Annotated in this window: 19 protein-coding genes; 10 read left to right on the forward strand and 9 right to left on the reverse strand. The window is 61.8% G+C overall.

The window, feature by feature from the left end; all coding sequences use genetic code 11:
• The first annotated feature begins 5 nt into the window (after nucleotides 1-5).
• Genes NK8_RS13430 through NK8_RS13475 form a run of 10 tightly spaced genes read left to right on the forward strand, consistent with a single transcriptional unit; the run spans nucleotide 6 to nucleotide 11,589 of the window.
• Nucleotides 6-1,130 carry a polysaccharide biosynthesis/export family protein gene (locus NK8_RS13430; protein ID WP_213226620.1) on the forward strand — a complete coding sequence of 375 codons (1,125 nt, stop codon included), beginning with the start codon at nucleotides 6-8 and terminating at the stop codon, nucleotides 1,128-1,130.
• Nucleotides 1,127-1,564, forward strand: a complete 438-nt coding sequence (locus tag NK8_RS13435; protein WP_213226621.1) for a low molecular weight protein-tyrosine-phosphatase — start codon at nucleotides 1,127-1,129, stop codon at nucleotides 1,562-1,564. Before NK8_RS13430 ends, NK8_RS13435 begins: the two co-directional genes overlap by 4 nt.
• Complete coding sequence (locus tag NK8_RS13440; RefSeq protein ID WP_213226622.1) at nucleotides 1,561-3,777, forward strand: polysaccharide biosynthesis tyrosine autokinase; 2,217 nt, start codon at nucleotides 1,561-1,563, stop codon at nucleotides 3,775-3,777. The genes NK8_RS13435 and NK8_RS13440 overlap by 4 nt, the downstream gene beginning before the upstream one ends.
• Nucleotides 3,778-3,817: 40 nt before the next feature.
• Nucleotides 3,818-4,963, forward strand: coding sequence for a non-hydrolyzing UDP-N-acetylglucosamine 2-epimerase (wecB, locus tag NK8_RS13445; RefSeq protein ID WP_213226623.1), 1,146 nt, complete (start codon nucleotides 3,818-3,820; stop codon nucleotides 4,961-4,963).
• Between the two features lie 28 nt (nucleotides 4,964-4,991).
• Complete coding sequence (gene wecC / locus NK8_RS13450; protein ID WP_213226624.1) at nucleotides 4,992-6,239, forward strand: UDP-N-acetyl-D-mannosamine dehydrogenase; 1,248 nt, start codon at nucleotides 4,992-4,994, stop codon at nucleotides 6,237-6,239.
• Complete coding sequence (locus NK8_RS13455) at nucleotides 6,236-7,474, forward strand: hypothetical protein (protein WP_213226625.1); 1,239 nt, start codon at nucleotides 6,236-6,238, stop codon at nucleotides 7,472-7,474. The genes wecC and NK8_RS13455 overlap by 4 nt, the downstream gene beginning before the upstream one ends.
• Nucleotides 7,475-7,521: 47 nt before the next feature.
• Nucleotides 7,522-8,580, forward strand: a complete 1,059-nt coding sequence (locus NK8_RS13460) for a glycosyltransferase family 4 protein (RefSeq protein ID WP_213226626.1) — start codon at nucleotides 7,522-7,524, stop codon at nucleotides 8,578-8,580.
• A 59-nt stretch (nucleotides 8,581-8,639) separates the two neighbouring features.
• Nucleotides 8,640-9,911, forward strand: coding sequence for a WzyE family oligosaccharide polymerase (locus NK8_RS13465; RefSeq protein WP_213226627.1), 1,272 nt, complete (start codon nucleotides 8,640-8,642; stop codon nucleotides 9,909-9,911).
• A 56-nt stretch (nucleotides 9,912-9,967) separates the two neighbouring features.
• On the forward strand, nucleotides 9,968-10,858 hold the full coding sequence (locus NK8_RS13470) for a heparin lyase I family protein (protein WP_213226628.1): 891 nt from the start codon (nucleotides 9,968-9,970) through the stop codon (nucleotides 10,856-10,858).
• Nucleotides 10,855-11,589: a WecB/TagA/CpsF family glycosyltransferase gene (locus NK8_RS13475; RefSeq protein ID WP_213226629.1), complete on the forward strand. Its 735-nt coding sequence runs from the start codon at nucleotides 10,855-10,857 to the stop codon at nucleotides 11,587-11,589. The genes NK8_RS13470 and NK8_RS13475 overlap by 4 nt, the downstream gene beginning before the upstream one ends.
• Nucleotides 11,590-11,617: 28 nt before the next feature.
• Here NK8_RS13475 and NK8_RS13480 read toward each other — a convergent pair whose 3' ends face one another.
• The 9 genes from NK8_RS13480 to ahcY form a co-directional block, all read right to left on the reverse strand.
• Entirely contained in the window at nucleotides 11,618-12,709 is a 1,092-nt protein-coding gene (locus NK8_RS13480) for a TraB/GumN family protein (RefSeq protein WP_213226630.1), read from the reverse strand.
• Nucleotides 12,710-12,753: 44 nt separating this feature from the next.
• Nucleotides 12,754-13,758 (reverse strand): peptide ABC transporter ATP-binding protein, encoded by a 1,005-nt coding sequence (locus tag NK8_RS13485; protein ID WP_213226631.1) that lies wholly within the window; start codon nucleotides 13,756-13,758, stop codon nucleotides 12,754-12,756.
• A complete protein-coding gene (locus tag NK8_RS13490) occupies nucleotides 13,755-14,747 on the reverse strand; it encodes an ABC transporter ATP-binding protein (protein ID WP_213226632.1) in 993 nt (330 codons plus the stop codon). The genes NK8_RS13485 and NK8_RS13490 overlap by 4 nt, the downstream gene beginning before the upstream one ends.
• 1 nt (nucleotide 14,748) lies before the next feature.
• Entirely contained in the window at nucleotides 14,749-15,669 is a 921-nt protein-coding gene (locus NK8_RS13495) for an ABC transporter permease subunit (RefSeq protein WP_162066561.1), read from the reverse strand.
• Nucleotides 15,670-15,679: 10 nt separating this feature from the next.
• Nucleotides 15,680-16,690, reverse strand: a complete 1,011-nt coding sequence (locus NK8_RS13500; RefSeq protein WP_162066562.1) for an ABC transporter permease subunit — start codon at nucleotides 16,688-16,690, stop codon at nucleotides 15,680-15,682.
• 127 nt (nucleotides 16,691-16,817) lie between these two features.
• Nucleotides 16,818-18,449, reverse strand: coding sequence for an ABC transporter substrate-binding protein (locus tag NK8_RS13505; protein ID WP_162066563.1), 1,632 nt, complete (start codon nucleotides 18,447-18,449; stop codon nucleotides 16,818-16,820).
• Nucleotides 18,450-18,770: 321 nt separating this feature from the next.
• Entirely contained in the window at nucleotides 18,771-19,610 is an 840-nt protein-coding gene (metF, locus tag NK8_RS13510; RefSeq protein ID WP_162066564.1) for a methylenetetrahydrofolate reductase [NAD(P)H], read from the reverse strand.
• A 25-nt stretch (nucleotides 19,611-19,635) separates the two neighbouring features.
• Nucleotides 19,636-19,989 (reverse strand): phage holin family protein, encoded by a 354-nt coding sequence (locus NK8_RS13515; RefSeq protein ID WP_061173991.1) that lies wholly within the window; start codon nucleotides 19,987-19,989, stop codon nucleotides 19,636-19,638.
• An 84-nt stretch (nucleotides 19,990-20,073) separates the two neighbouring features.
• Nucleotides 20,074-21,495 carry an adenosylhomocysteinase gene (gene ahcY / locus NK8_RS13520; RefSeq protein ID WP_162066565.1) on the reverse strand — a complete coding sequence of 474 codons (1,422 nt, stop codon included), beginning with the start codon at nucleotides 21,493-21,495 and terminating at the stop codon, nucleotides 20,074-20,076.
• Nucleotides 21,496-21,516 lie beyond the last annotated feature (21 nt).

Raw genomic sequence — 21,516 nt, forward strand, 5'->3', positions numbered from 1 at the left:
CATCCATGAAGCACTCCTTTTCGCGGACCGCAGTGGCCGTCGCGCTGGCGGCGATGTTGAGTGCGTGCGCGTTCGCGCCTGGTTTCCGCATGCCGGTCAGCGGCGACGATGCCGGTCCGCACATCGAAGCCACCGCGGCGACGCCCGCGATTCCCGTTACGGAGCTCGATCTCGCGCTCGTCAAGCGCTACGCCGATCAGCGCAAGGCGAATCAGGACCAGCAGGCGAAGCAGCTGTTCGGCGCGCCGAAAGCCTACACCGTCGGCGCGGGCGACGTGCTGCAGATCGTCGTCTGGGATCACCCGGAACTCGCGGCGGCGCAAGGCGCCGGTCAGAGTCAGGCGCCCGTGAAGTCGAGCGATCCGGCGGCCGGTTTCGTCGTCGATCAGAAGGGCAATCTGCGCTTTCCTTACGCCGGCACGCTGGCGGTCGCCGGATTGCGCACCGATGAGATTCAGCAAAAGCTCGCCACCGCGCTCTCGACGTATCTCGTCAAGCCGCAAGTCACCGTGCGGATGGCGTCGTATCGCGCGCGTCAGGTGTATGTCGACGGTCAGGTGCATAACCCGGGCGCGCTTTCGCTGACGGACGTGCCCCTCGGTTTCTACGACGCGATCGCGCGCGCCGGCGGCTTCAACGACAACGCCGACCAGAGCGATGTCGTGCTGGTGCGCGGCGGCGATTCGTATCGGATCGACGTGCCGCAACTGCTCGCGCAGGGGCTGAATCCGTCGAAGCTGTATCTGAAAGAGGGCGACCTGCTGCGCGTCACGTCGCGCGACGACAACGGCGTCTACGTGATGGGCGAAGTGAACAAGCCGGGTTCGGCGGCGCCGCGCCGCGACGGTCGGCTCACGCTCGCGGATGCGCTCTCGCAGGTCGGCAGCATCAACTCGGCCACGGCCGACACGGCTCAGATGTTCGTGATCCGCCCGGGGGGCGATGCCGCGCGCGTGTATCACCTCGACAGCCGCTCGCCCGTGTCGATGCTCGTGGCGAACGAGTTCGAGCTGCAGCCGAAGGACGTCGTTTATGTCGACGGCAGCGGGCTCGTGCGGTTCAACCGCGTGATCAGTCTGTTGATGCCGTTGATCAGCACGGGGCTCACGGCGGGGGTGATCGCGAAATGATCGGCTCGGTGTTGATGGTGTGCGAAGGGAATATTTGCCGCAGCCCGCTGGCGGCGGCGTTGCTCAAGCGGGAGTTGCCGCAGTTGGAGGTGGGGTCGGCGGGTACGCACGCGCTCGTGGGCGCGCGCGCCGACGCGATCGTCGCCGAACTGGCGCATGAGCGCGGTATCGCGCTCGACACGCACGTCGCCACGCAACTCGATGCGCCGCGCGCCCGCGCCGCGGACCTGATTCTCACGATGACCAAACCTCAGCGCGAATGGATCGAGACGGCTTTTCCGTCGACGCGCGGCAAGGTGTTTCGTCTCTGCGACGAACACGGCGCGGACGTCACCGATCCCTACCGGCGGCACCGCGCGGTGTTCGACCTGGCCTTCGCCCAGATTCGGGAAGGCATCTCGCAATGGACCCGCACGCTAGCGGCACAACGATGAACGACATTACCCTCAAACCTTCCGCGCCCGAACCCGCGGCCGGCGACGATGAAATCCGCCTCTCGGAGATCGTCTCCGTGTTGCGCGAGCGTCGCGGGCTGATCGCGGTGGTTACTGCGTGCACGCTCGCGGCCGGATCGCTGTACGCGTTTCTCTGGACGCCGACCTATCGCGCCGACGCACTCATTCAGGTCGACGACGACAGCGGCACGGGCACGCTCAACGACAAGCTCGGCGACCTCGCGGCCTTGTTCCAGAGCAAGGCGAGCGCCGATGCGGAAATCGAACTGATGCGCTCGCGGACGGTGATCGGCGATGCGGTTTCGCGGCTGCATCTCGACATCGATGCGCGTCCGCACTATCTGCCGCTCGTCGGTGCGCCCTATGTCCGCTACATCGCTGGCGACGGCCTCGCAAGCGCGCCGCTCGGCCTTGGACGTTACGCGTGGGGCGGCGAGCGCATCGGCGTCTCGGCTTTCGACGTTGCGCCGCGCCTATTCGACAAGACATTCACGCTGATTGCCGGCGAAGGCGAGCGCTACGAGCTGCAAGGTCCCGACGGCATGACCGTCCTGCGCGGCCGCGTCGGTGAAACGGCCACGGCGCAAGGCAGCGACGGCCCCGTCAGGCTGATGGTGACGTCGCTGCTCGCGCGTCCCGGCACGCGCTTCGACTTGAAGCGTGCATCGACGCAGCAGACCATCGCGGATCTGCAAAAGGCGCTCATGGTCAGCGAGAAGACGAAGCAGTCCGGCATCATCGGCATGTCGCTCGACGGCCCGGACGCGCAACGCGTGACGACGACCGTCAACACCATTGCGACGCTCTACGTGCAACGCAACGTCGACCGCAAGTCCGCGCAAGCGCAGCAGATGCTCGCGTTCCTCGGCGATCAGTTGCCGCAACTGCGCGCCGACCTCGATCGCGCCGAAGCGCGCTACAACGCGTTTCGCGCGAAGAACGGCGCGGTCGATCTGGAAGAGCAAAGCAAGCTGCTGCTGCAGACGGTCGTCGAGAACCGCTCGAAGATCATCGAATTGCAGCAGCAGCGCGCGGATCTCGTGCAGCGTTACACCGCGAAGCATCCTTCCGTCACGGCGGTAGATGCGCGCATCGGCGAGTTGCAGCACCAGGCCGATGAGACCGACACGCAGATCAACGCGCTGCCTTCGGTGCAGCAGGATGCCGTGCGTCTGCTGCGCGACGTAAAGGTCAGCAACGATCTCTATACGAGCCTGCTCAACAGCACGCAACAGTTGCGCGTGCTGAAGGCCGGGCAGCTCGGCAACGTCCGCACCGTGGATTACGCGGTGACGCCAGAAAAGCCCGTCGCGCCGAAGAAGGCGCTGTCTCTTGCGCTTTCCGTCGCGCTCGGTCTCATGGCCGGCTGCGCGCTCGCGCTCGCGCGGCGCATGTTCAATCGCGGCCTCGAAACGCCGGCGGAAATCGAGCAGGCGCTCGACCTGCCCGTCTACGCGATCATCTCGCACTCCGAGCGGCAGGCGTCGCTTCAGACGTCGCGCCGCCGCATGCCGACGAAGCCGCAAGTGCTCGCCGACGTCGCGCCGAACGATGTCGCCATCGAAGGCTTGCGCAGCTTGCGCACCGCCCTGCAGTTCGGCGTGATGAAGCCGCGCAACAACGTGATCATGGTGACGGGACCGCGTCCGGGTATCGGCAAATCGTTCGTGTCGACCAATTTTGCGACCGTGCTCGCGGCGGGCGGTCAGCGCGTGCTGCTGATCGACGGCGACATGCGCCGTGGCGATCTCAACCGCATGTTCGCGCTGCCCCGCAAGCCGGGGTTCGCCGAGCTGCTGGGCGGCGGCGCCGAACCGGATGCCGTGATTCATCGCGGCGCGCTGCCGAATCTGGATCTGATCGCCGGTGGCGCCGCCCCCGATCTGCCCGCCGAACTGTTGATGCGCGAGCGCTTCGTGCGCGTGCTCGACGAGCTGCGCGCGCGCTATGACTTCGTGATCATCGATTCGCCGCCGGTGCTGGCGGTGACCGATTCCGGCCTGATCGGCAGACATGCGGGGGCGACGCTGCTCGTCGCGCGTCATGGATTCCATACCGCGGCGGAATTGCGTCAGACCGCGCGTCAACTCGCCAGCGCGGGCGTGCAGGTGGACGGCGTGCTGCTCACCGATACGCCGGCGCGCGGGATGGCGTATGGGGCGTTTTCTCAGTATGCGAGTCGCACCGAATGAAACGCGACTGCTCACGAATCTCTCAATAGGCTCCACTTCTGTGAAGAAACTGCTGTTTACATTCGGTACGCGTCCCGAGGCGATCAAGATGGCGCCGCTCGTCAAACGTCTCGTACGCGAGTACGGCATCGAGTGCCGCGTGTGCGTCACAGGCCAGCATCGCGAGATGCTCGACCAGGTGCTCGCGCTGTTCGATATCCGCCCCGACTTCGATCTGAACATCATGAAGCGCGGGCAGGATCTTTATGACGTCACCGCCGCGATTCTCAGCGGCATGCGCGACGTGCTTTCGACATATCGTCCGGACATGGTTCTCGTGCATGGCGACACAACCACAACGATGGCAACGACGCTCGCCGCGTTCTATCAGCGCATCGCCGTCGGGCATGTCGAGGCGGGCTTGCGCACCGGAAATCTGACGTCGCCGTGGCCCGAGGAAGCGAACCGCAAGCTGACTGGCGCGCTGGCGTCGCTGCATTTCGCGCCGACCGGCCGTGCGCGCGACAACCTGCTCGCCGAAGGCGTACGCGATGAGTCCATCGTCGTGACGGGCAACACGGTCATCGATGCGCTGCTACAGGTGCGTGAACGTCTGGCGAACGACGAGGCATTGCGCGCACACGCCGATCGCGCATTGCCATCGTTCGCGCCCGGCCGACGGCTCGTGCTCGTTACAGGACATCGACGCGAGAGCTTCGGTGGCGGCTTCGAGCGGATCTGCGCCGCCCTCGCACAGATCGCGCATGCGTCGCCAGATATCGACATCGTCTATCCGGTGCATCTGAACCCGAACGTGCGCGAGCCGGTGAATCGCTTTCTGACGGGCATCGGCAATGTTCATCTGATCGAGCCGCTCGACTATCTGCCATTCGTGCGGCTGATGGATCGCGCCGATCTCATCCTGACCGATTCGGGCGGCATTCAGGAAGAAGCGCCGTCGCTCGCGAAGCCGGTGCTCGTGATGCGCGAGACCACCGAGCGTCAGGAAGCGGTCGATGCGGGCGTAGTGAAACTCGTCGGCACGGACACGCGCGCCATCGTCGAAAACGTCATGCACTTGCTGCGCGACGCCCATGCGTACGCGGCGATGAGCCGTGGCGCGAATCCCTATGGCGATGGCCGCGCATGCGACCGGATCGCGACCGCCCTGCAACGGCTGGCGCCTGCGTCCGCTCTGGCCGCTTGACTATTCCCCGAAATACAGAAGAACAGCTATGGAATTCGAAACTATTTCCGTCATCGGTCTCGGCTATATCGGCTTGCCGACAGCGGCCGCCTTTGCGGCGCGTCGCAAGAAAGTGATCGGCGTCGACGTGAACCAGCATGCCGTCGACACGATCAATCGCGGCGAAATCCATATCGTCGAGCCCGAGCTCGACATGCTGGTGCACGCCGCGGTGACGCAAGGCCATCTCAAGGCGACGACGACGCCGCAAGCTGCCGATGCCTTCCTGATCGCCGTGCCGACGCCTTTCTCCGACGGTTTCAAGCCCGATCTCTCGTACATCGAAGCCGCGAGCCGCGCCGTCGCGCCCGTGCTCAAGAAGGGCGATCTCGTCGTGCTGGAATCGACGTCGCCTGTCGGTGCGACGGAGCAAATGGCCGCCTGGATGGCCGAGATGCGGCCGGACCTGAGCTTTCCGCAGGAGCGCGGCGAAGCGTCCGACATTCGCGTTGCGCACTGTCCGGAGCGCGTGCTGCCGGGGCACGTGATTCGCGAGCTGGTGGAGAACGACCGCATCATCGGCGGGATGACGCCGCGGTGTAGCGATGTCGCGCGCGCGCTCTATCAGACCTTCGTCACCGGCGAGTGCGTGATCACCGACGCGCGCACGGCCGAGATGTGCAAGTTGACGGAAAACGCGTCGCGCGACGTGGGCATCGCGTTCGCCAATGAGCTGTCGCTGATCTGCGACCGGCTCGACATCAATGTGTGGGAGCTGATCAAGCTCGCCAATCGGCACCCGCGCGTGAATATTCTGCAGCCTGGACCGGGTGTCGGCGGGCATTGTATTGCGGTGGATCCGTGGTTCATCGTCGATTCGGCGCCGGATGAGGCGCGGTTGATTCGCACGGCGCGAACGGTGAACGATCACAAGCCGCAGTGGGTGATCGAGCGGGTGAAACGCGCAGCGGCACGTTTCAACGAGCCGGTGATCGCGTGTCTGGGGCTGGCGTTCAAGGCGAACATCGATGATTTGCGGGAGAGCCCGGCGGTGGAGATTACCGCGGAGCTAGCCCGGCGTTATCCGTCGTGCGTGCTCGCCGTCGAGCCGAACATCCGCGAATTGCCGGCCCGGTTGAAGGATGAGGTCGAGTTGTGCTCGCTGAATGAGGCATTGCTTCGCGCCGATGTGATCGTGGTTCTGGTCGATCACGCGCCGTTCAAGAATGTCGATCCGATTCGACTGCAGGCGAAAGTGGTGATTGATACGCGTGGGATGTTGGCGCGGGCATCATGAAGCGCTGGACGAAGATGGCCCCGGGCATTCACGGCGCGACACGCAAGCTGGAAGCAATTCTCGCCACTGGTATGCCAGGGCTTTATCGGGTCATCGCGTTTCTTGCGGTACAGAAACTGTATAGCCTGGGTGATCTCGGTCGCGCGGGCGTAGCCTTCTCGATCGCTCAGACACTCGCGTTTTTCACCGCAATCGGTTGGGCCGGGCTCATTCTCGTACGCGTCCCCGCAGCGCCAGATCATGCGCTTCGCGTACGGCGATTCTATGAACTCGCTTTCATGGGGTTAGTGACGCTGAGCGTGTGCAGTGCGATGACTGCGATTGTGGGCACGTTGGATCGTTTCGATTTTCCGGCTCTGGAAACGGTCTTCATTCTCGTCGGATGGACGGTCTATCAACTAGCGCGTCATTATTTTCTCGCACACCGTGAATATCGCTTCATTGTGCTGAACGACATCGTGCTGTTGCTCACCACGTTTTTAAGCATCCTCGCGTTTCGCAAGCTGAATGCGGTAGCAGGATTGCCGCTCGGCATCGCGCTGGCTCTTTCCGGCGCGCTGATGCTTTTCCGCATCGGTAGGCCCGACAACTTCGAAGTGCCTCACTACGAACCCAAAGGGCTCGAATTCGGCTTCACCAACTTCCTGTCAGGCGGAATTGCGTTAAGCCTCGTTCCGATGGCGTCGCACACCGACGGAATTCGATTCGCAGGATTGATGTCCTTGATCGGGTCGATCTGTGCAATCAGCGCGCTGATCCCCAGGGCGATCACGATGTATCGACTGCCCGCGTTGAGCCGAATCGCAGCGGCTGGCGGTTCGCTGCATGAGTTGACACGAAAGACCAGCCGCGAGATTCAATTTGCCAGCGTTGCCGCTTTCGCTGGAAACGCCGTTTTCGTCGCTGCGATCTGTTATCTCAATACATCGGAAAGTGAGTTTTGCAATGCCTTTGTGAGCGGCATTGCCCTGTCGGCCGTCGGGTGTATCAGCATGTCGAGCATGGCGCACAGCAGCGTGCTCATGGTGCGGGAAGCAAGCAAAGCGGCAATGCTGATAAATCTGAGCGCATGCATTGCTTACGTTGGCATCGCACTCCTCCTCCATCTGTTGGGTGGATTGCACTTCCTCACGGTGCTGACTGCCTGCATCGTAGTGACAGTCATGCGAAATCTCCTATTGAAATCAAGAAGCGCGTCGTTGTGCGCTCCAGACAATTCGGCGTCGCGTAGCTAACGCTCTTGAGTCTCCATACAATGCCACAGCCCCGACGAGATGTTCCAGTGACTGCGATTCACGTCGTTTTATCCACTGAGCCCAAAGGCGGAAAGGGCGGAGTCGCCACCGTCATTCCGCTTTACCTCGAAATATTGAGCGCGCTGGGCAGAGCAATCCACATTCCAACGCATCGGTCCGTACCGGTGTGGGGAAAGCTGGTTCCGTGGTTGATCTCTTTCCTTGGCTGCATCGGCGTGACATTGCGCCATGCGGGAACAAAGAAGCTCTTTCACGTGCACCCGGGATCGGGATTCTGTCTGCTGCGAATGCTTGTACTGACCGCGTTCCTGCGGCTTTTTCTTCGTCAACCCGTCTTCGTCTATTTGCACACGCCGTACCTCGAGCGATACCTCGGAAGCAACTTCTGGCGGCACGTCATTGCAGCCCTCACGCGGCTTTCCACGCGTACCGTCGCTTTGACCGGTTACGCGAAGAATTTGCTTGAACAACAGCATTTGGCGGACAAGGTCAAAGTCATCCCCAATCCTTATCGCCAAGAGAGTTTCGTCGCCAGTGCAAAGGAAGAAGGTGACGACTGCCGCGTGCTCGTCATGGGGCGAGCCGTTCCGGGAAAGGGCTTTCTCGAGACGCTGAGGGCGTTCGCTCACCTGCCCGAACACTTCCGGCTGATCGTCGCAGGCGAAGGGCCGCTGATCGATGATATGCGCGCCGAAGCTCAGAAGATGGCTCTTATGAGCCGCATTGAATGGACCGGATGGATTTCGGGCGACGCAAAGCAGCGGCTGCTTGATCGAGTGGACGTGTTCTGTCTGCCGAGTCGTGTCGATTCGTTCGGCATGAGTTTTGTCGAGGCGCAGTGCCACGACTTGCCCGTAGTCGCGTTCAGGCATCCCCCCGTGCTCGAGGTAATTCGGAGCGATCAGGTCGTGTACGTGGACTCCCTCGATCCAGCCACACTTGGGCGGGCCGTCATCGATGCGGCGCGGCTGGCTTCATCGATCGAATCCGGCAGCGGACGTCGCTGGATCGAAGCGCATTTTGGTCTGCCCCGTGTGACTCTCCTCGTCGAGGAAGTGATCGGCGAACTGGCCGACACGAACTGACCGGCGGACACAATCCCGCGCTGCAAGGTGGCGAAATTCGCTACCGGCGCACGAAAAAAATGATCTACTTAATCTGTTTCGCGAATCTCGTGGGGCTGACCATCTACTGGTGCCGCCTTGGCGTCGACGGATTGCGCCGCGTCTATCTGACGATGTTCGTTTCGTGTTACGTCTTCACGTATTTCGGCGGCGTCCTGCTGGCAAACGTGCTGTATTCCAGTTATGGAATCGACAAGATCAGCGCATCCGACGCCACCACCCGGGAACTCGTTCTGCTGGCCCAGGTGTGCCTTCTGCTGTTCGTCCTGGGTTACTGGATGACCGGCCCATTGCGTGGATTGATATCGAGGCGGGCGGAAATCGACTGGAGAACCGGAACCGTATGGTTCGTGAGAGTCTTGAGCGCCGCGCTCATTCTGTCGATGCTCGTCTACCTGATCGGCTCGGGTGGTCCAGTGCTGCTGAAAGAGGGCGGCTACGAGAACCGCTATGACGCAAACGTGGGAATGGGGAGTTATTCGCTCTTCTTCTCGATGGGACTGATGGCCTGCACGCTGGCGTCGCTGAGAGCACGGACGCGCGCTGAAAAGCTTCGTGTAACGGGTGGGACGATCATGTACTGTCTGCTCACATTCGTCGTCCTTGGCGGATATCGGCAACTCGGCTTCGCCGCCTTGTTCTCGATCGCTGTAATCGCCGTTTTGCGCCGCGACATTTCATTTGGCAAATTTCTTATTGTCTCGGTGGCATTGGTCACGACGACGCTGGTCGTTGCGATCTTTCGCTATACCGGTACCACTTCCGATCAGGCCGGCGGTCTGACTGGCCGTTTGTTCATTTTTCTCTATGACGGTTTCGCTCCAGTCGATGCGTTCTACAACATCGTTGCGTTTTGCCGGTACCACGACGTCACGGAGAATGTATTCCTCAATCAATTCCTCACGACCGTGCCACGTTTCATGTGGAGCCAGAAACCGGCCATCGTTCTGAACGCCGGAAATTTCTACACTCAGATGGTGCTTGGCCGTACTGAACTCATTACATACTCGCCGACGCTATTGGGGGAGTTGTATCTGCTCGGCGGCAGCGCCGCATGTGTGCTCGGCGCCTTCATCTCTGGCTGCATTCTTCGCACCTTCGACGAGATCATTCTGCTCTCGAAACACAAGATGCTGGTCGCTTTTCTTTTCTCTTTCTCCTTCGTGTTCGTATTCAACCTATATCGCGAAGGGATCGAAGTACTCGTCACCAAGACGATTCTGTACGGCACTGCAGTACTGGTCCTTCTTACGGTGACGAGACTTCTGACAGGCTTCAGGAGGATCGTTTGAAGACAGCCTTATGCATTCTCCGGTCGAGCCGGATCCAGTCATTCAGTCAAAGGATCATGTTTCATCTTGACCGGATCGTATCGCGCGTCGCGCGTGCCACGTGTGCGGGCCTTGTGAGCATGGCTTACTGTGCTGCGTCGTTTTCTGTGATGCCCGCGTACGCCTTGTCGGACTCGTCGACCGAGAAGCTCCTTTTCTTTTCGGATTGGACGCACGGCATCGATGCGCGTCTGCAGTACCAGCGCGCCAGCGCGGATGCCATTCAGATTGTGGCCTTGCGGGATGTACCGTCTGGAAAGGGGCTGCGCTTCTCGATACAGAGAAGCGCAGACTACACCGGCGTCGCGAATGGTACCCCCAGGGCCGAAATATCCTTCGGCGGGTTTCTTCACTTCGCGAGAGGCCACGAATACATTGTCGAATGGCAAATGCGAATCCCGGAGGACTATCAGTTCGACAGTCAACAGGAAGAGGTCATCGGGCAGATTCATCAGGGCCCCGCTGCCGGATACCCTGCTTTCGCCTTGTTTATTTCGGGAGATGGCCAATACGAGGTGCATAGTCGGACGGAATTCAAGCGCGACTACGTCAGCCAGTTGTTCGGCACACCTTTGCTGGACCGTGGCCGGCTGGTCAAGTGGAAGCTCGTGTACGTCCCTGACCCCAGCGGCCGTCTGGCGAGAACCGAACTGTTCAAGGATGGTGAGATGGTCTTCTCCCTCGCTGGCGTGCCGAACGCCTATGCGGCTGATGACAGCGCGTACTTCAAGCTCGGAATCTACAAGGCGCAATGGAAGCGGAAGCCGTCGGATGTCGCGGTACGCACCATGGAGTATGGAAGCATTTCCATCTTGGAGCGCACGATTCCCAACGTGTCGATTACCTCGACGGCCGCGACGGCGTCGCATCTGGTTCAGATCAACAAGTATCAGGAAGTCACAAAATGAAATTGCTTGAATTCTTGGGAGTTCCCATGCATGCGGGAACCATGGAGGAAACCGTTTCGCTCATCGCTGACAGGGTTCAGGCGGGGAAGTTCACGCAACACGTTGTCGTCAATGTTGCGAAGATCGTCCATATGAAACGCGATCCTGCTCTCGCTGAATCGGTTCAGGCCTGCGACGTGATCAATATCGATGGCATGGGCGTTGTGTGGGGCGCGCGCATGCTCGGGCACGATATACCGGAGCGAATAGCCGGAATCGATCTGTTCGGCCGTTTGCTGGAAGTTGCGACCGAACAGCGCTGGCCCGTCTACCTGTTGGGGGCGACGGACGCAGTGGTCGCAAGAACTGTCGAACGCGTGACCGAGAAATATCGCGGTTTGCAGGTTGCGGGGTATGCCAGCGGATATTTCTGGGACGACGAAGAAGCGGCGGTGACTGCAATCCGGAATTCCGGTGCGCGGTTGCTGTTCGTCGCGATCACATCTCCGAAGAAGGAGACTTTCATCGAACGCTGGAAGAACCAACTTGGCGTCGATTTCGTTATGGGCGTGGGCGGAACGTTCGACGTAATCGCGGGCAAAGTGCGCCGGGCACCCGTATGGATGCAGCGTTGTGGTCTTGAATGGCTGTTCCGTGTGATTCAGGAGCCGAGGCGGATGTGGAAGCGCTATCTCGTGACCAACGCACAGTTTGCGATGATGCTTGCAAAGGCGTATCTGGGACGCACGTAGGAATCCCACGCGGGTCATGCTGAGTCGATCAACCAGGCACCACCACAAACCCCCTCTTCCTCAACAGCTCCACCACCCCCCTCGCTCCCCCGAGATGCAACGCCCCGATCGCCACGAACACCGGCTTATCCGGCGCGGCCAGCCCAACCATCCGCTGCACGAAGCGCCGGTTCCGCTCATAAACCACCCGACCATCGACCTGCGCCGCCAGCGCCGGATTCCTCGCGAGCTTGCTGCTCTTCGCGTCATCCCAGGCTTTCAAAGCGTCCGCATCGCCGATGCGCCATAGCCTGTGCAACTCCTTCACGTCCGCGACATTCTCCGCCGGCGTCTGCACCAGATCCTGCGCGAGCATCTCCCGCTGCTGCGCCGAAGTGAGCCGCGTAAATGTCGAAATCTGCTCGTTCAGCGTCTCCAGCCCGACGATCTTCCCTCTCGCCCGCAGATAGACGTTCTGCAACTGCGCCTCGGTCCCATACTCGCTCTGAAAACCCGCCTTCAACGTGTCGTACGTTTCGATCAGCATCGACGCGAGCCACGGCCGCGTGTGCCGCAACTCCTTCAACGCTTCCGGATTGCCGCGCATGCGCGTCTCGACCTTCTTCCACATCGCGTCCGGCAGATAGTCGATCAGACACTCGCTGCGACACATGCCGTAGCGGTTCACATCGTCCTGGGATAGCAGCAGTTCGTCCGGAGAAATTTCCAGCGCCAATGTCGGCGATGCATCCAGCGCCGCAAGTATCGGTTTGCGAAAGGGTTGCTCGGGCGGATAGTCGCTCGCGAATCCCACATGGAGCGTGCCGAGCAGATAGATGGTCGTCGTACCCTTGGTCGCGACGTAAAACGGCATGCGCGGCGGCTGCGCGCGCACCGGGCCGCTCGCGGTCGTGCCTTCCGAGCGATCCGCGCGCGGCGGCGCAACCGGATTGGCGGGCGCGGCGGCGGACCCCGCGTCGCCCGCGGCCTGCGGCGTGCGCGATCCAACCACGGCGAAGCCCGCCGGCGAGACGCAAACACCCGCCGTAAACAGCGCGAACGACAGCACGATGGCTGTCGTTTTGGCGAACGCCGCGCGCACGAAGCGCGGCTTGTCGAATGAATCCGGCACGACGCACATCTTAAAACATTCGCGTGACGCCACGCGCGCCCACTCGCTCGGATTCAGGCCTCGCCTTCGCCGACCTCCTCGGCGCGATGACACGACACCTGACGTCCATCGACCGCGCGCAGCTTCGGCTCCTCCACACGGCATCGCTCGATCGCGTACGGGCAGCGCTGATGAAACGTGCAGCCCGACGGCGGATTGAGCGGCGACGGCATCTCGCCCTGCAGCTTGATCTTGATGGTCCGGTCTTCCTCGAAGATCGCGGGCGTCGCGGACATCAGCGCGCGCGTGTACGGATGGCGCGGCTTCGCGAAGATCGTCTTCTTGTCGCCTACTTCGGCGACGCCGCCGAAGTACATCACCATCACGTCGTCGGCGATATGCTCGACCACCGACAGGTTGTGCGAGATGAACACGTAGCTCGTGCCGAACTGTTGCTGCAGATCCATGAACAGGTTCAGGATCTGCGCCTGGATCGACACATCGAGCGCGGACACGGGCTCATCCGCGACGAGGATCTGCGGATCGAGAATCATCGCGCGCGCAATCGCCACGCGCTGACGCTGCCCGCCCGAAAACATGTGCGGGTAACGCGTCGCATGCTCCGGCCGCAAGCCGACGGTGCGCATCATCTTCGCGATGCGCTCGGCGCGCTCCGTCGACGAAAGCGATGTGTTGATCGCGAGCGGCTCGCCGAGCGTCTGCTCGACAGTCTTGCGCGGATTCAGCGACGCGAACGGGTTCTGAAACACCATCTGCACGCGCTGGCGCAATTCCGCGATTTTCGCCTTGCTTGCGCCCGCGACATCATCACCGTCGATCAGCAAGCGGCCCGACGTGGGCGCTTCGATCATCGTCAACTGGCGCGCGAGCGTGGACTTGCCGCAGCCCGATTCGCCCACGACCGCGAGCGTGCGCCCGCGCTTCAGTTCGAACGACACGCCGTTGAGCGCCTTCACCGTGCCATGCTTGAACGCGCTGCGCTTCACGTCGTAGTGCTTCGTGAGCTGATCGGCCGCGAGCACGATGTCCTGACTGATTTCCTTCGGTACGGCGTTCATCGCGCGCCTCCTTCCACCACCACATCGATGTTCAACGGCTTGATGCAACGCGCGCGCACGGCCGGATCGTTCTTGTCGAGCTGAAGCAGACCCGGCCTGCCCTTCCAGCAATCGTCGACGACATACTTGCAGCGCGGTGCGAACAGACATCCGCTCGGCCGGTCGTCCTTGCCCGGCACCATGCCCGGCAAAGCCGCGAGGCGCTCCGCACCGCGCGAATGCTCGGGAATCGCCGCAAGCAGCGCCTCCGTATACGGATGATGCGGGTCGCTGAAGATCGTCGGCACATGATTCGTTTCGATGATCTCGCCCGCGTACATCACCGCGACGCGCTGCGCCACTTCGGACACGACGGCCAGATCGTGCGAGATCAGCACGAGCGCCATGCCGCGTTCCTTCTGCAGCTTGACGAGCAGTTCCATGATCTGCGCCTGAATCGTCACGTCGAGCGCGGTAGTCGGCTCGTCGGCGATCAGCAGCTTCGGATTGCACGCGACGGCCATCGCGATCATCACGCGCTGGTTCATGCCGCCCGACATCTGATGCGGAAACGCGTTGATGCGGCTTTTCGCATCCGGAATGCCCACCTGATCGAGCAGTTCGAGCGCGCGCTTGTTGAGCGCATCGCCGCGCAGGCCTTCGTGCAGCTTCAGCACTTCCTTGATCTGATAGCCGACGGTATAGCTCGGGTTCAGGCTCGTGAGCGCATCCTGAAACACCATCGCGATGTCCTTGCCGATGATCCTGCGACGCGCGCTTGCCGATGCCTTCAGCAAGTCCTTGCCGTCGAACGTGACCTGATCGGCGGTCACTTTGCCGGGCGCGTCGATGAGGCCCATCAGCGCCATCATCGTGACGCTCTTGCCCGAGCCCGATTCGCCGACGACGCCGACCACTTCGCCCGGCTTCACGGAAAGATCGATGCGATCGACGGCCTGTGTGCCGCCGAACGTCACCTGCAAATTACGGATAGTCAGAAGATCGTTCATGTCAGCCCATCCGCTTGAGTTTCGGATCGAGCGCGTCACGCAGACCGTCGCCGAGCAGGTTGATGACGAGCACCGAGACCAGAATCGACAGACCCGGCATCGTCACGATCCACCATGCGCTTTCGATGTAATCACGCGCCGATGCCAGCATCGCGCCCCACTCCGCCGCCGGCGGTTGCACGCCGAGGCCGAGGAAGCCGAGCGCGGCGGCATCGAGAATCGCGGAGGAGAAGCCGAGCGTCGCCTGCACGATGAGCGGCGCGGCGCAGTTCGGCAGCACTTGCGAGAACATCAGCCGCACGGTGCCCGCGCCCGCGACGCGCGATGCCGTCACGTATTCCTTCTGCAATTCGCCGAGCGCGGATGCGCGCGTCAGACGCACGTAACCCGGCAACGCGACGATCGCGATGGCGAGCATGGTGTTGACGAGTCCCGGCCCGATGATCGCCACGACGGCGACCGCGAGCAGCAGCGACGGCAACGCGAGCAGCACGTCCATCACGCGCATGATCGGCGTGTCGAGCCAGCTAAAGAACGCGGCCATGAGACCGAGCACGACGCCCGGAATCAGCGCGAGAATCACCGACACGAAACCGATCCAGAACGACAGCCGCGCGCCGTACATCAGGCGCGAGAGGATGTCGCGGCCGGCTTCATCGGTGCCGAGCGGGAACATGCGGTTTCCGCCTTCGAGCCACGCAGGCGGAATCTTCACGTAGTCGCGGTATTGCTCGATAGGGCTGTGCGGCGCGATCAGCGGCGCAGTGATCGCCACGATGATCAACAAAAGCACGATCACGCCCGCGACGACAGCGCCGCGATTGCGCGAGAAGTTCGCCCAGAACTCGCGCGCCGCGACCATGCGGCCGGACGGCGGCGGCATCACCGCTTGCGGCGGGAGGTTGTTTTGAATATCGGCCATATCTTTCCAGTTACCTCGTATGGCGAATGCGCGGATTCAACACGCCGTAGAGCAGATCGACGACCAGATTCACGACGATCACGAGCGTCGCGATCATCAGAATGCCGCCTTGCACGACCGGATAATCGCGACGCGAAATGGCGTCGATGAGCCACTTGCCGACGCCCGGCCACGAGAACAGCGTCTCGGTGAGCACCGCGCCCGCGAGCAGCGTGCCGACCTGCAGACCGATCACGGTCACCACGGGAATCAGCGCGTTACGCAGCGCATGCACGACGATCACGCGCAGCGGCGACAAACCCTTCGCGCGCGCCGTGCGGATGAAGTCCTCGCGCAGCACTTCGAGCATCGAAGAACGCGTCATGCGCGCGATGACCGCGAGCGGAATCGTGCCGAGCACGATGGTCGGCAGAATCAGATGCGACACCGCCGATTTGAACGCGCCTTCATCGGTCGAGAAGATCGAGTCGATCAACATGAAGCCGGTGACGTGCGGAATGTCGTATTCCACCGCGATGCGGCCCGACACCGGCGTCCAGCCAAGCTTCGCCGAGAAGAACATGATGAGGATCAAGCCCCACCAGAAGATCGGCATCGAATAGCCGGTGAGCGCGGTGCCCATCACGCTGTGATCGACGACCGTGCCGCGCTTCAACGCCGCCGCGACGCCCGCCGGCAATCCGACGACGAGCGCGAAGATCATCGCGCAGATCGACAGCTCGACGGTCGCGGGAAAGCGCGCGAGGAACTCGCCCATCACGCTCGTATTGGTGATGATCGAGGTGCCGAGATCGCCCTTCAGCGCGTGGCCGACGTAGGTCAGATACTGGATCGGAAGCGGCTGATCGAGGCCGAGGCGCTTCATGGCTTCGGCGTGCATCGCCGGGTCGACGCCGCGCTCGCCCATCATCACTTCGATGGGGTCGCCAGGAATCAGGTGAATGAGCGCGAACGCGAGAATCGTAATGCCGATGAACGTCGGTATCACCATTCCTATGCGTCGCAAAACGAATCGGAACATGATCGCCTTTTTTCGGTATTGGAGGGACTCAAAACGTGTCCGGCGGCTTGGATCGTACTTCGACCCGCGCCGCCGGACCTTTTCGATTAGTTATGGTTTAGTGCAAAAAACGTTCCGCAGCAAAACCTTATTGCATGCCGACGCCATCGAAGCGCACGTAGCCGAGCGGCTCGATCTTCATGTTCGTCACCTTCTTGCTGACGGGCTGATAGACCGTCGAGTGCGCGATCGGCGAGAACGGCAGTTGTTGCGCGAAGATCTGCTGCGCGTCGGTGTAAGCCTTGGTGCGAGCGGCGACATCGGTCGTCGAACGGCCCTTCACGACGAGCTCGTCGAACGGCTTGTAGCACCACTTCGAGAAGTTGCTGCCCTTCACCGCATCGCAGCCGAGCAGCGTGCCGAGCCAGTTGTCGGGGTCGCCGTTGTCGCCGGTCCAGCCGATCAGCAGCGCGTCATGTTCGCCCGCGTGCGCGCGCTTCAGATACTCGCCCCACTCGTACGACACGATGTTCGCCTTCACGCCGATCTTCGCCCAGTCGGCCTGAATCATTTCCGCCATCAGACGCGCGTTCGGGTTGTATGCGCGTTGCACGGGCATCGCCCACAGCGTGATCTCGAAGCCGTTCGGAAAGCCCGCTTTCGCGAGCAGTTCCTTCGCCTTCGCGGTGTCGTAAGCCTGACCTTTCAGGTTCTTGTCATAGGACCATTGCGTCGGCGGCATCGGTGCGGTGGCCGGCTGGCCCGCGCCCTGATATACGGAATCGATGATCGCCTTCTTGTTGATCGCCATGTCGAGCGCGCGACGCACGTCGGTGTTGCCGAGGTCCTTCTTCGTGACGTTGTACGCGACATAGCCTTCGTTGAAGCCCGCCTGCGACGGCGTATCGACATTCGACGCCGACTTCAGCGCCGCGATATCGCCCGGACGCGGATAGCTCATCACCTGGCATTCGTTGCTCTTCAGCTTCTGCACGCGCACGGCGGCGTCCGGCGTGATCGAGAAGATCAGCTTGGAGATCTGCACCGCGTTCGGCTTCCAATAGTCAGGATTGCCGTCGAAGCGGATGGTCGCGTCCTTCGTATAGCTGCGGAAAATGAACGGGCCCGTGCCGACCGGCTGCTGATTGATGTCGGCGGCCTTGCCGTCCTTCAGCAGCTTGTCCGTGTACTCGGCGGACAGAATCGATGCGTATTCCATCGCCATGTTCTGGATGAATGGCGCGCTCACTTCCTTCAGCGTGAACTTCACGGTGTACGGATCGACCTTCTCGATCTTCGAGATCAGCTTGTCCATGCCGAGGTCCGTGAAGTACGGAAACTGCACGTTGTACGCCTTGCGGAACGGATTGTTCGGATCGAGCATGCGGTTGAACGTGAAGATCACGTCATCCGCGTTGAATTCGCGCGTCGGCTTGAAGAACGACGTCGTCTGGAACTTCACGCCGTGACGCAGATGGAACGTGTAGGTGAGTCCGTCGGACGAAACGTCCCACTTCTCCGCGAGACCCGGCTCGACCTTGGTGCCGCCGCGCTCGAACTCGACGAGACGGTTGTACACGGTGAAGGTGTTCGCGGTGAAATCGGTGCCGGTCGTGTATTGGGCCGGATCGAAACCGGCGGGGCTGCCTTCCGAACAGTACACGAGCGTCTTGTTCGGGATGGCGGCGTTCGCCGCGCTCGCTGCGAAGAGCGATGCCGTGGCCACGGCGCCCGCGAGCGCCGACATGCGGACGGCTCGCAACAGGCTGTTTTTGTTCATGTTTCCTCCAAGTCGATGCCGGCTTCTGGCCGGCGTAGCGCGAGTGTACTTGATCGCACCGCCCGGTTTTCGACGCGTGTGCGCAAAGTCGGGCGCTACCCTAGCACGAACAAAAGTGACATGCGCGCTTGGTTTTCCCCACTAGAGTTTGTCGCCGATGGCACTTCGATAAGGGTATGTTATCGCTCATGCGCAGACGTGATAGACCGGACGACGAAATATTGCGCGCCCGGCTCTTTGCTGGCGAAAAAAGGCGAAATTCACGGGAGAAGAAACAAGAACCGCGCGACGAACGCCGCGCGGGTGAAGCATTGATGCAGATCAGATGCTTTTGAATCCGAGGCCTTCGCAAATCGCTTTGGAGGCCCACGAACCGTTGAGCGTGTAGAAGTGCAGCCCCGGCGCGCCGTCGTCGACGAGGCGCTGGCACAAACCGGTCACCACATCGACGCCGAATGCGCGAATCGACTCGCGATCGTCGCCGAAGCTTTCGAGCCGGCGCGCGATCCACTTCGGCACTTCCGCGCCGCACATGTCGGAGAAGCGCATCAGTTGCGAGAAGTTGGTGATCGGCATGATGCCCGGCACGATCGGCACGTCCACGCCGAGCTTGCGCGCTTCCTCGACAAACCTGAAGTACGAATCGGCGTTGAAGAAGTACTGCGTGATCGCGGAATTCGCGCCCGCCTTCACCTTGCGCGCGAAGTTTTCGAGGTCCGCGCGCGGCGACTTCGATTGCGGATGAAATTCCGGATACGCGGCCACTTCGATGTTGAACCAGTCGCCGTGCTCCTGACGGATGAACGCCACGAGTTCGGACGCATAGCGCAACTCGCCGACTTCGCCCATGCCCGAAGGCAGATCGCCGCGCAGCGCGACGATATGACGAATGCCGTGCTCGCGGTAGTTCGAAAGGATCGCGCGCAGGCTGTCCCGCGACGAGCCGATGCACGAAAGATGCGGCGCGGCCTCGAAGCCTTCCGTGGCCATTTCGAGCACGGTGTCGAGCGTGCCTTGCTGCGTGGAGCCGCCTGCGCCGAAGGTCACGGAAACGAACTTGGGCGAGAGCTTCTTGAGCTCGGCGCGGGACGCGCGCAGCTTGTCCACGCCCTCCTGCGTCTTCGGCGGGAAAAACTCGAATGAGAGTTCGATCGGTTTCATGATGGTGGATGATCGAGCGGCGACGTCAGCCGAAGTTGCGGTTCCCGAAAATGAGCGCCGACAACAGCCACGACACGATGCTGTACAGAATCGAGCCGAAGAACGCGGACCAGAATCCCGACACTTCGAAGCCCTTCAGCAGCGACGAGCACAGCCAGAAACACAGCGCATTCACGACGAGTATGAAGACCCCGAGCGTGAGGATCGTCACCGGCAGCGTGAGGATGATGAGAAGCGGCCTCAGCACTGCATTGATGAGCCCGAGCACCACCGCGATGATGAGCGCCGTGCCAAAACTGCGGATGTGGATCGACGGCACGAGATAGGTAATGATCAGGAGCGCGAGCGCGTTGATCAGCCATGTCAGCAGCACGGTCATCGAAGGTTCTCCGGTTGATGCGTCAGCTCGCGCGCGTCGCACGGGTGCGCGTGCCCCCGTGCGAACGAACGCCGCCGCCTGCGATTAATAGCGATAGTGGTTCGGCTTGAACGGGCCGTTCTTGTCGACGCCGATATAACCCGCCTGCTCGTCCGACAGCACGGTCAGTTCCACGCCGATGCGGCCCAGATGCAGACGCGCGACCTTTTCGTCGAGATGCTTCGGCAGCACGTAGACCTTGTTCTCGTACTTCTCGCCTTGCGTGAACAGTTCGATCTGCGCGAGCGTCTGGTTGGTGAACGAGTTCGACATCACGAACGACGGATGGCCCGTTGCGCAGCCGAGGTTCACGAGACGGCCCTCAGCCAGAATGATGATCTTCTTGCCGTCCGGGAAGACGATGTGATCGACCTGCGGCTTGATGTTGTCCCACGTGTACTGGCGCGTGGAAGCGATATCGATTTCCGAATCGAAGTGGCCGATGTTGCAGACGATCGCGTTGTTGCGCATCGCCTTCATGTGGTCGTGGTTGATGACGTGGTAGTTGCCCGTCGCCGTCACGAAGATGTCGGCGCGGCTCGCGGCGTATTCCATCGTCACGACGCGGTAGCCTTCCATCGCGGCTTGCAGCGCGCAGATCGGATCGATTTCCGTGACCCACACCGTCGCGCCCAGACCGCGCAGCGATTGCGCGCAGCCCTTGCCCACGTCGCCGTAACCGGCCACGACCGCGATCTTGCCCGCGATCATCACGTCGGTTGCGCGCTTGATGCCGTCCACGAGCGATTCGCGGCAGCCGTAGAGGTTGTCGAACTTCGACTTCGTGACCGAATCGTTCACGTTGATGGCCGGGAACGGCAGGCGGCCTTCCTTTTCCATCTGGTACAGGCGGTGCACGCCCGTGGTGGTTTCTTCCGTCACGCCCTGAATGTGCGCGAGGCGCGTGGAGTACCACGTCGGATCGGCGTCGAGGTGCGAAGCGATCGACTTGTAGAGCGCCACTTCTTCCTCGTTCGTCGGTTTCGAGATGACCGAACGATCCTTCTCCGCCTTCGAGCCGAGAATGAGCAGCAGTGTTGCATCGCCGCCGTCATCGAGAATCATGTTGGCGAACTCGCCGTTCGGCCATTCGAAGATGCGGTGCGAGAACTCCCAGTATTCGTCGAGCGATTCGCCCTTGAACGCGAACACCGGCGTGCCGCCGGCGGCGATGGCGGCGGCTGCGTGATCCTGCGTCGAGAAGATATTGCACGATGCCCAGCGCACGTCCGCGCCCAGCGCGGTGAGCGTTTCGATCAGCACGCCCGTCTGGATCGTCATGTGCAGGGAACCGGCGACGCGCGCGCCCTTCAGCGGCTGCTGCGCCTTGTATTCCTCGCGCGTCTGGATGAGACCCGGCATTTCCGTTTCGGCGATGTCGAGTTCCTTGCGGCCCCATGCGGCCAGCGACATGTCGGCGACGACGTAATCCTTGGAATTCTTGGAATCGAGAACTGCGGCGTTCATCACGCCCTCCTTTCTAAATAG

The organism is Caballeronia sp. NK8, assembly GCF_018408855.1.
Lineage (GTDB): Bacteria > Pseudomonadota > Gammaproteobacteria > Burkholderiales > Burkholderiaceae > Caballeronia.

Bases quoted from the DNA above. Each gene is read 5' to 3' on its own strand.
- NK8_RS13430 (WP_213226620.1), top strand. From the start codon at position 6: ATGAAGCACTCCTTTTCGCGGACCGCAGTGGCCGTCGCGCTGGCGGCG.
- NK8_RS13435 (WP_213226621.1), top strand. From the start codon at position 1,127: ATGATCGGCTCGGTGTTGATGGTGTGCGAAGGGAATATTTGCCGCAGC.
- NK8_RS13440 (WP_213226622.1), top strand. From the start codon at position 1,561: ATGAACGACATTACCCTCAAACCTTCCGCGCCCGAACCCGCGGCCGGC.
- wecC (WP_213226624.1), top strand. From the start codon at position 4,992: ATGGAATTCGAAACTATTTCCGTCATCGGTCTCGGCTATATCGGCTTG.
- NK8_RS13455 (WP_213226625.1), top strand. From the start codon at position 6,236: ATGAAGCGCTGGACGAAGATGGCCCCGGGCATTCACGGCGCGACACGC.
- NK8_RS13465 (WP_213226627.1), top strand. From the start codon at position 8,640: ATGATCTACTTAATCTGTTTCGCGAATCTCGTGGGGCTGACCATCTAC.
- NK8_RS13470 (WP_213226628.1), top strand. From the start codon at position 9,968: ATGTTTCATCTTGACCGGATCGTATCGCGCGTCGCGCGTGCCACGTGT.
- NK8_RS13475 (WP_213226629.1), top strand. From the start codon at position 10,855: ATGAAATTGCTTGAATTCTTGGGAGTTCCCATGCATGCGGGAACCATG.
- NK8_RS13480 (WP_213226630.1), bottom strand. From the start codon at position 12,709: ATGTGCGTCGTGCCGGATTCATTCGACAAGCCGCGCTTCGTGCGCGCG.
- NK8_RS13485 (WP_213226631.1), bottom strand. From the start codon at position 13,758: ATGAACGCCGTACCGAAGGAAATCAGTCAGGACATCGTGCTCGCGGCC.
- NK8_RS13490 (WP_213226632.1), bottom strand. From the start codon at position 14,747: ATGAACGATCTTCTGACTATCCGTAATTTGCAGGTGACGTTCGGCGGC.
- NK8_RS13495 (WP_162066561.1), bottom strand. From the start codon at position 15,669: ATGGCCGATATTCAAAACAACCTCCCGCCGCAAGCGGTGATGCCGCCG.
- NK8_RS13500 (WP_162066562.1), bottom strand. From the start codon at position 16,690: ATGTTCCGATTCGTTTTGCGACGCATAGGAATGGTGATACCGACGTTC.
- NK8_RS13505 (WP_162066563.1), bottom strand. From the start codon at position 18,449: ATGAACAAAAACAGCCTGTTGCGAGCCGTCCGCATGTCGGCGCTCGCG.
- metF (WP_162066564.1), bottom strand. From the start codon at position 19,610: ATGAAACCGATCGAACTCTCATTCGAGTTTTTCCCGCCGAAGACGCAG.
- NK8_RS13515 (WP_061173991.1), bottom strand. From the start codon at position 19,989: ATGACCGTGCTGCTGACATGGCTGATCAACGCGCTCGCGCTCCTGATC.
- ahcY (WP_162066565.1), bottom strand. From the start codon at position 21,495: ATGAACGCCGCAGTTCTCGATTCCAAGAATTCCAAGGATTACGTCGTC.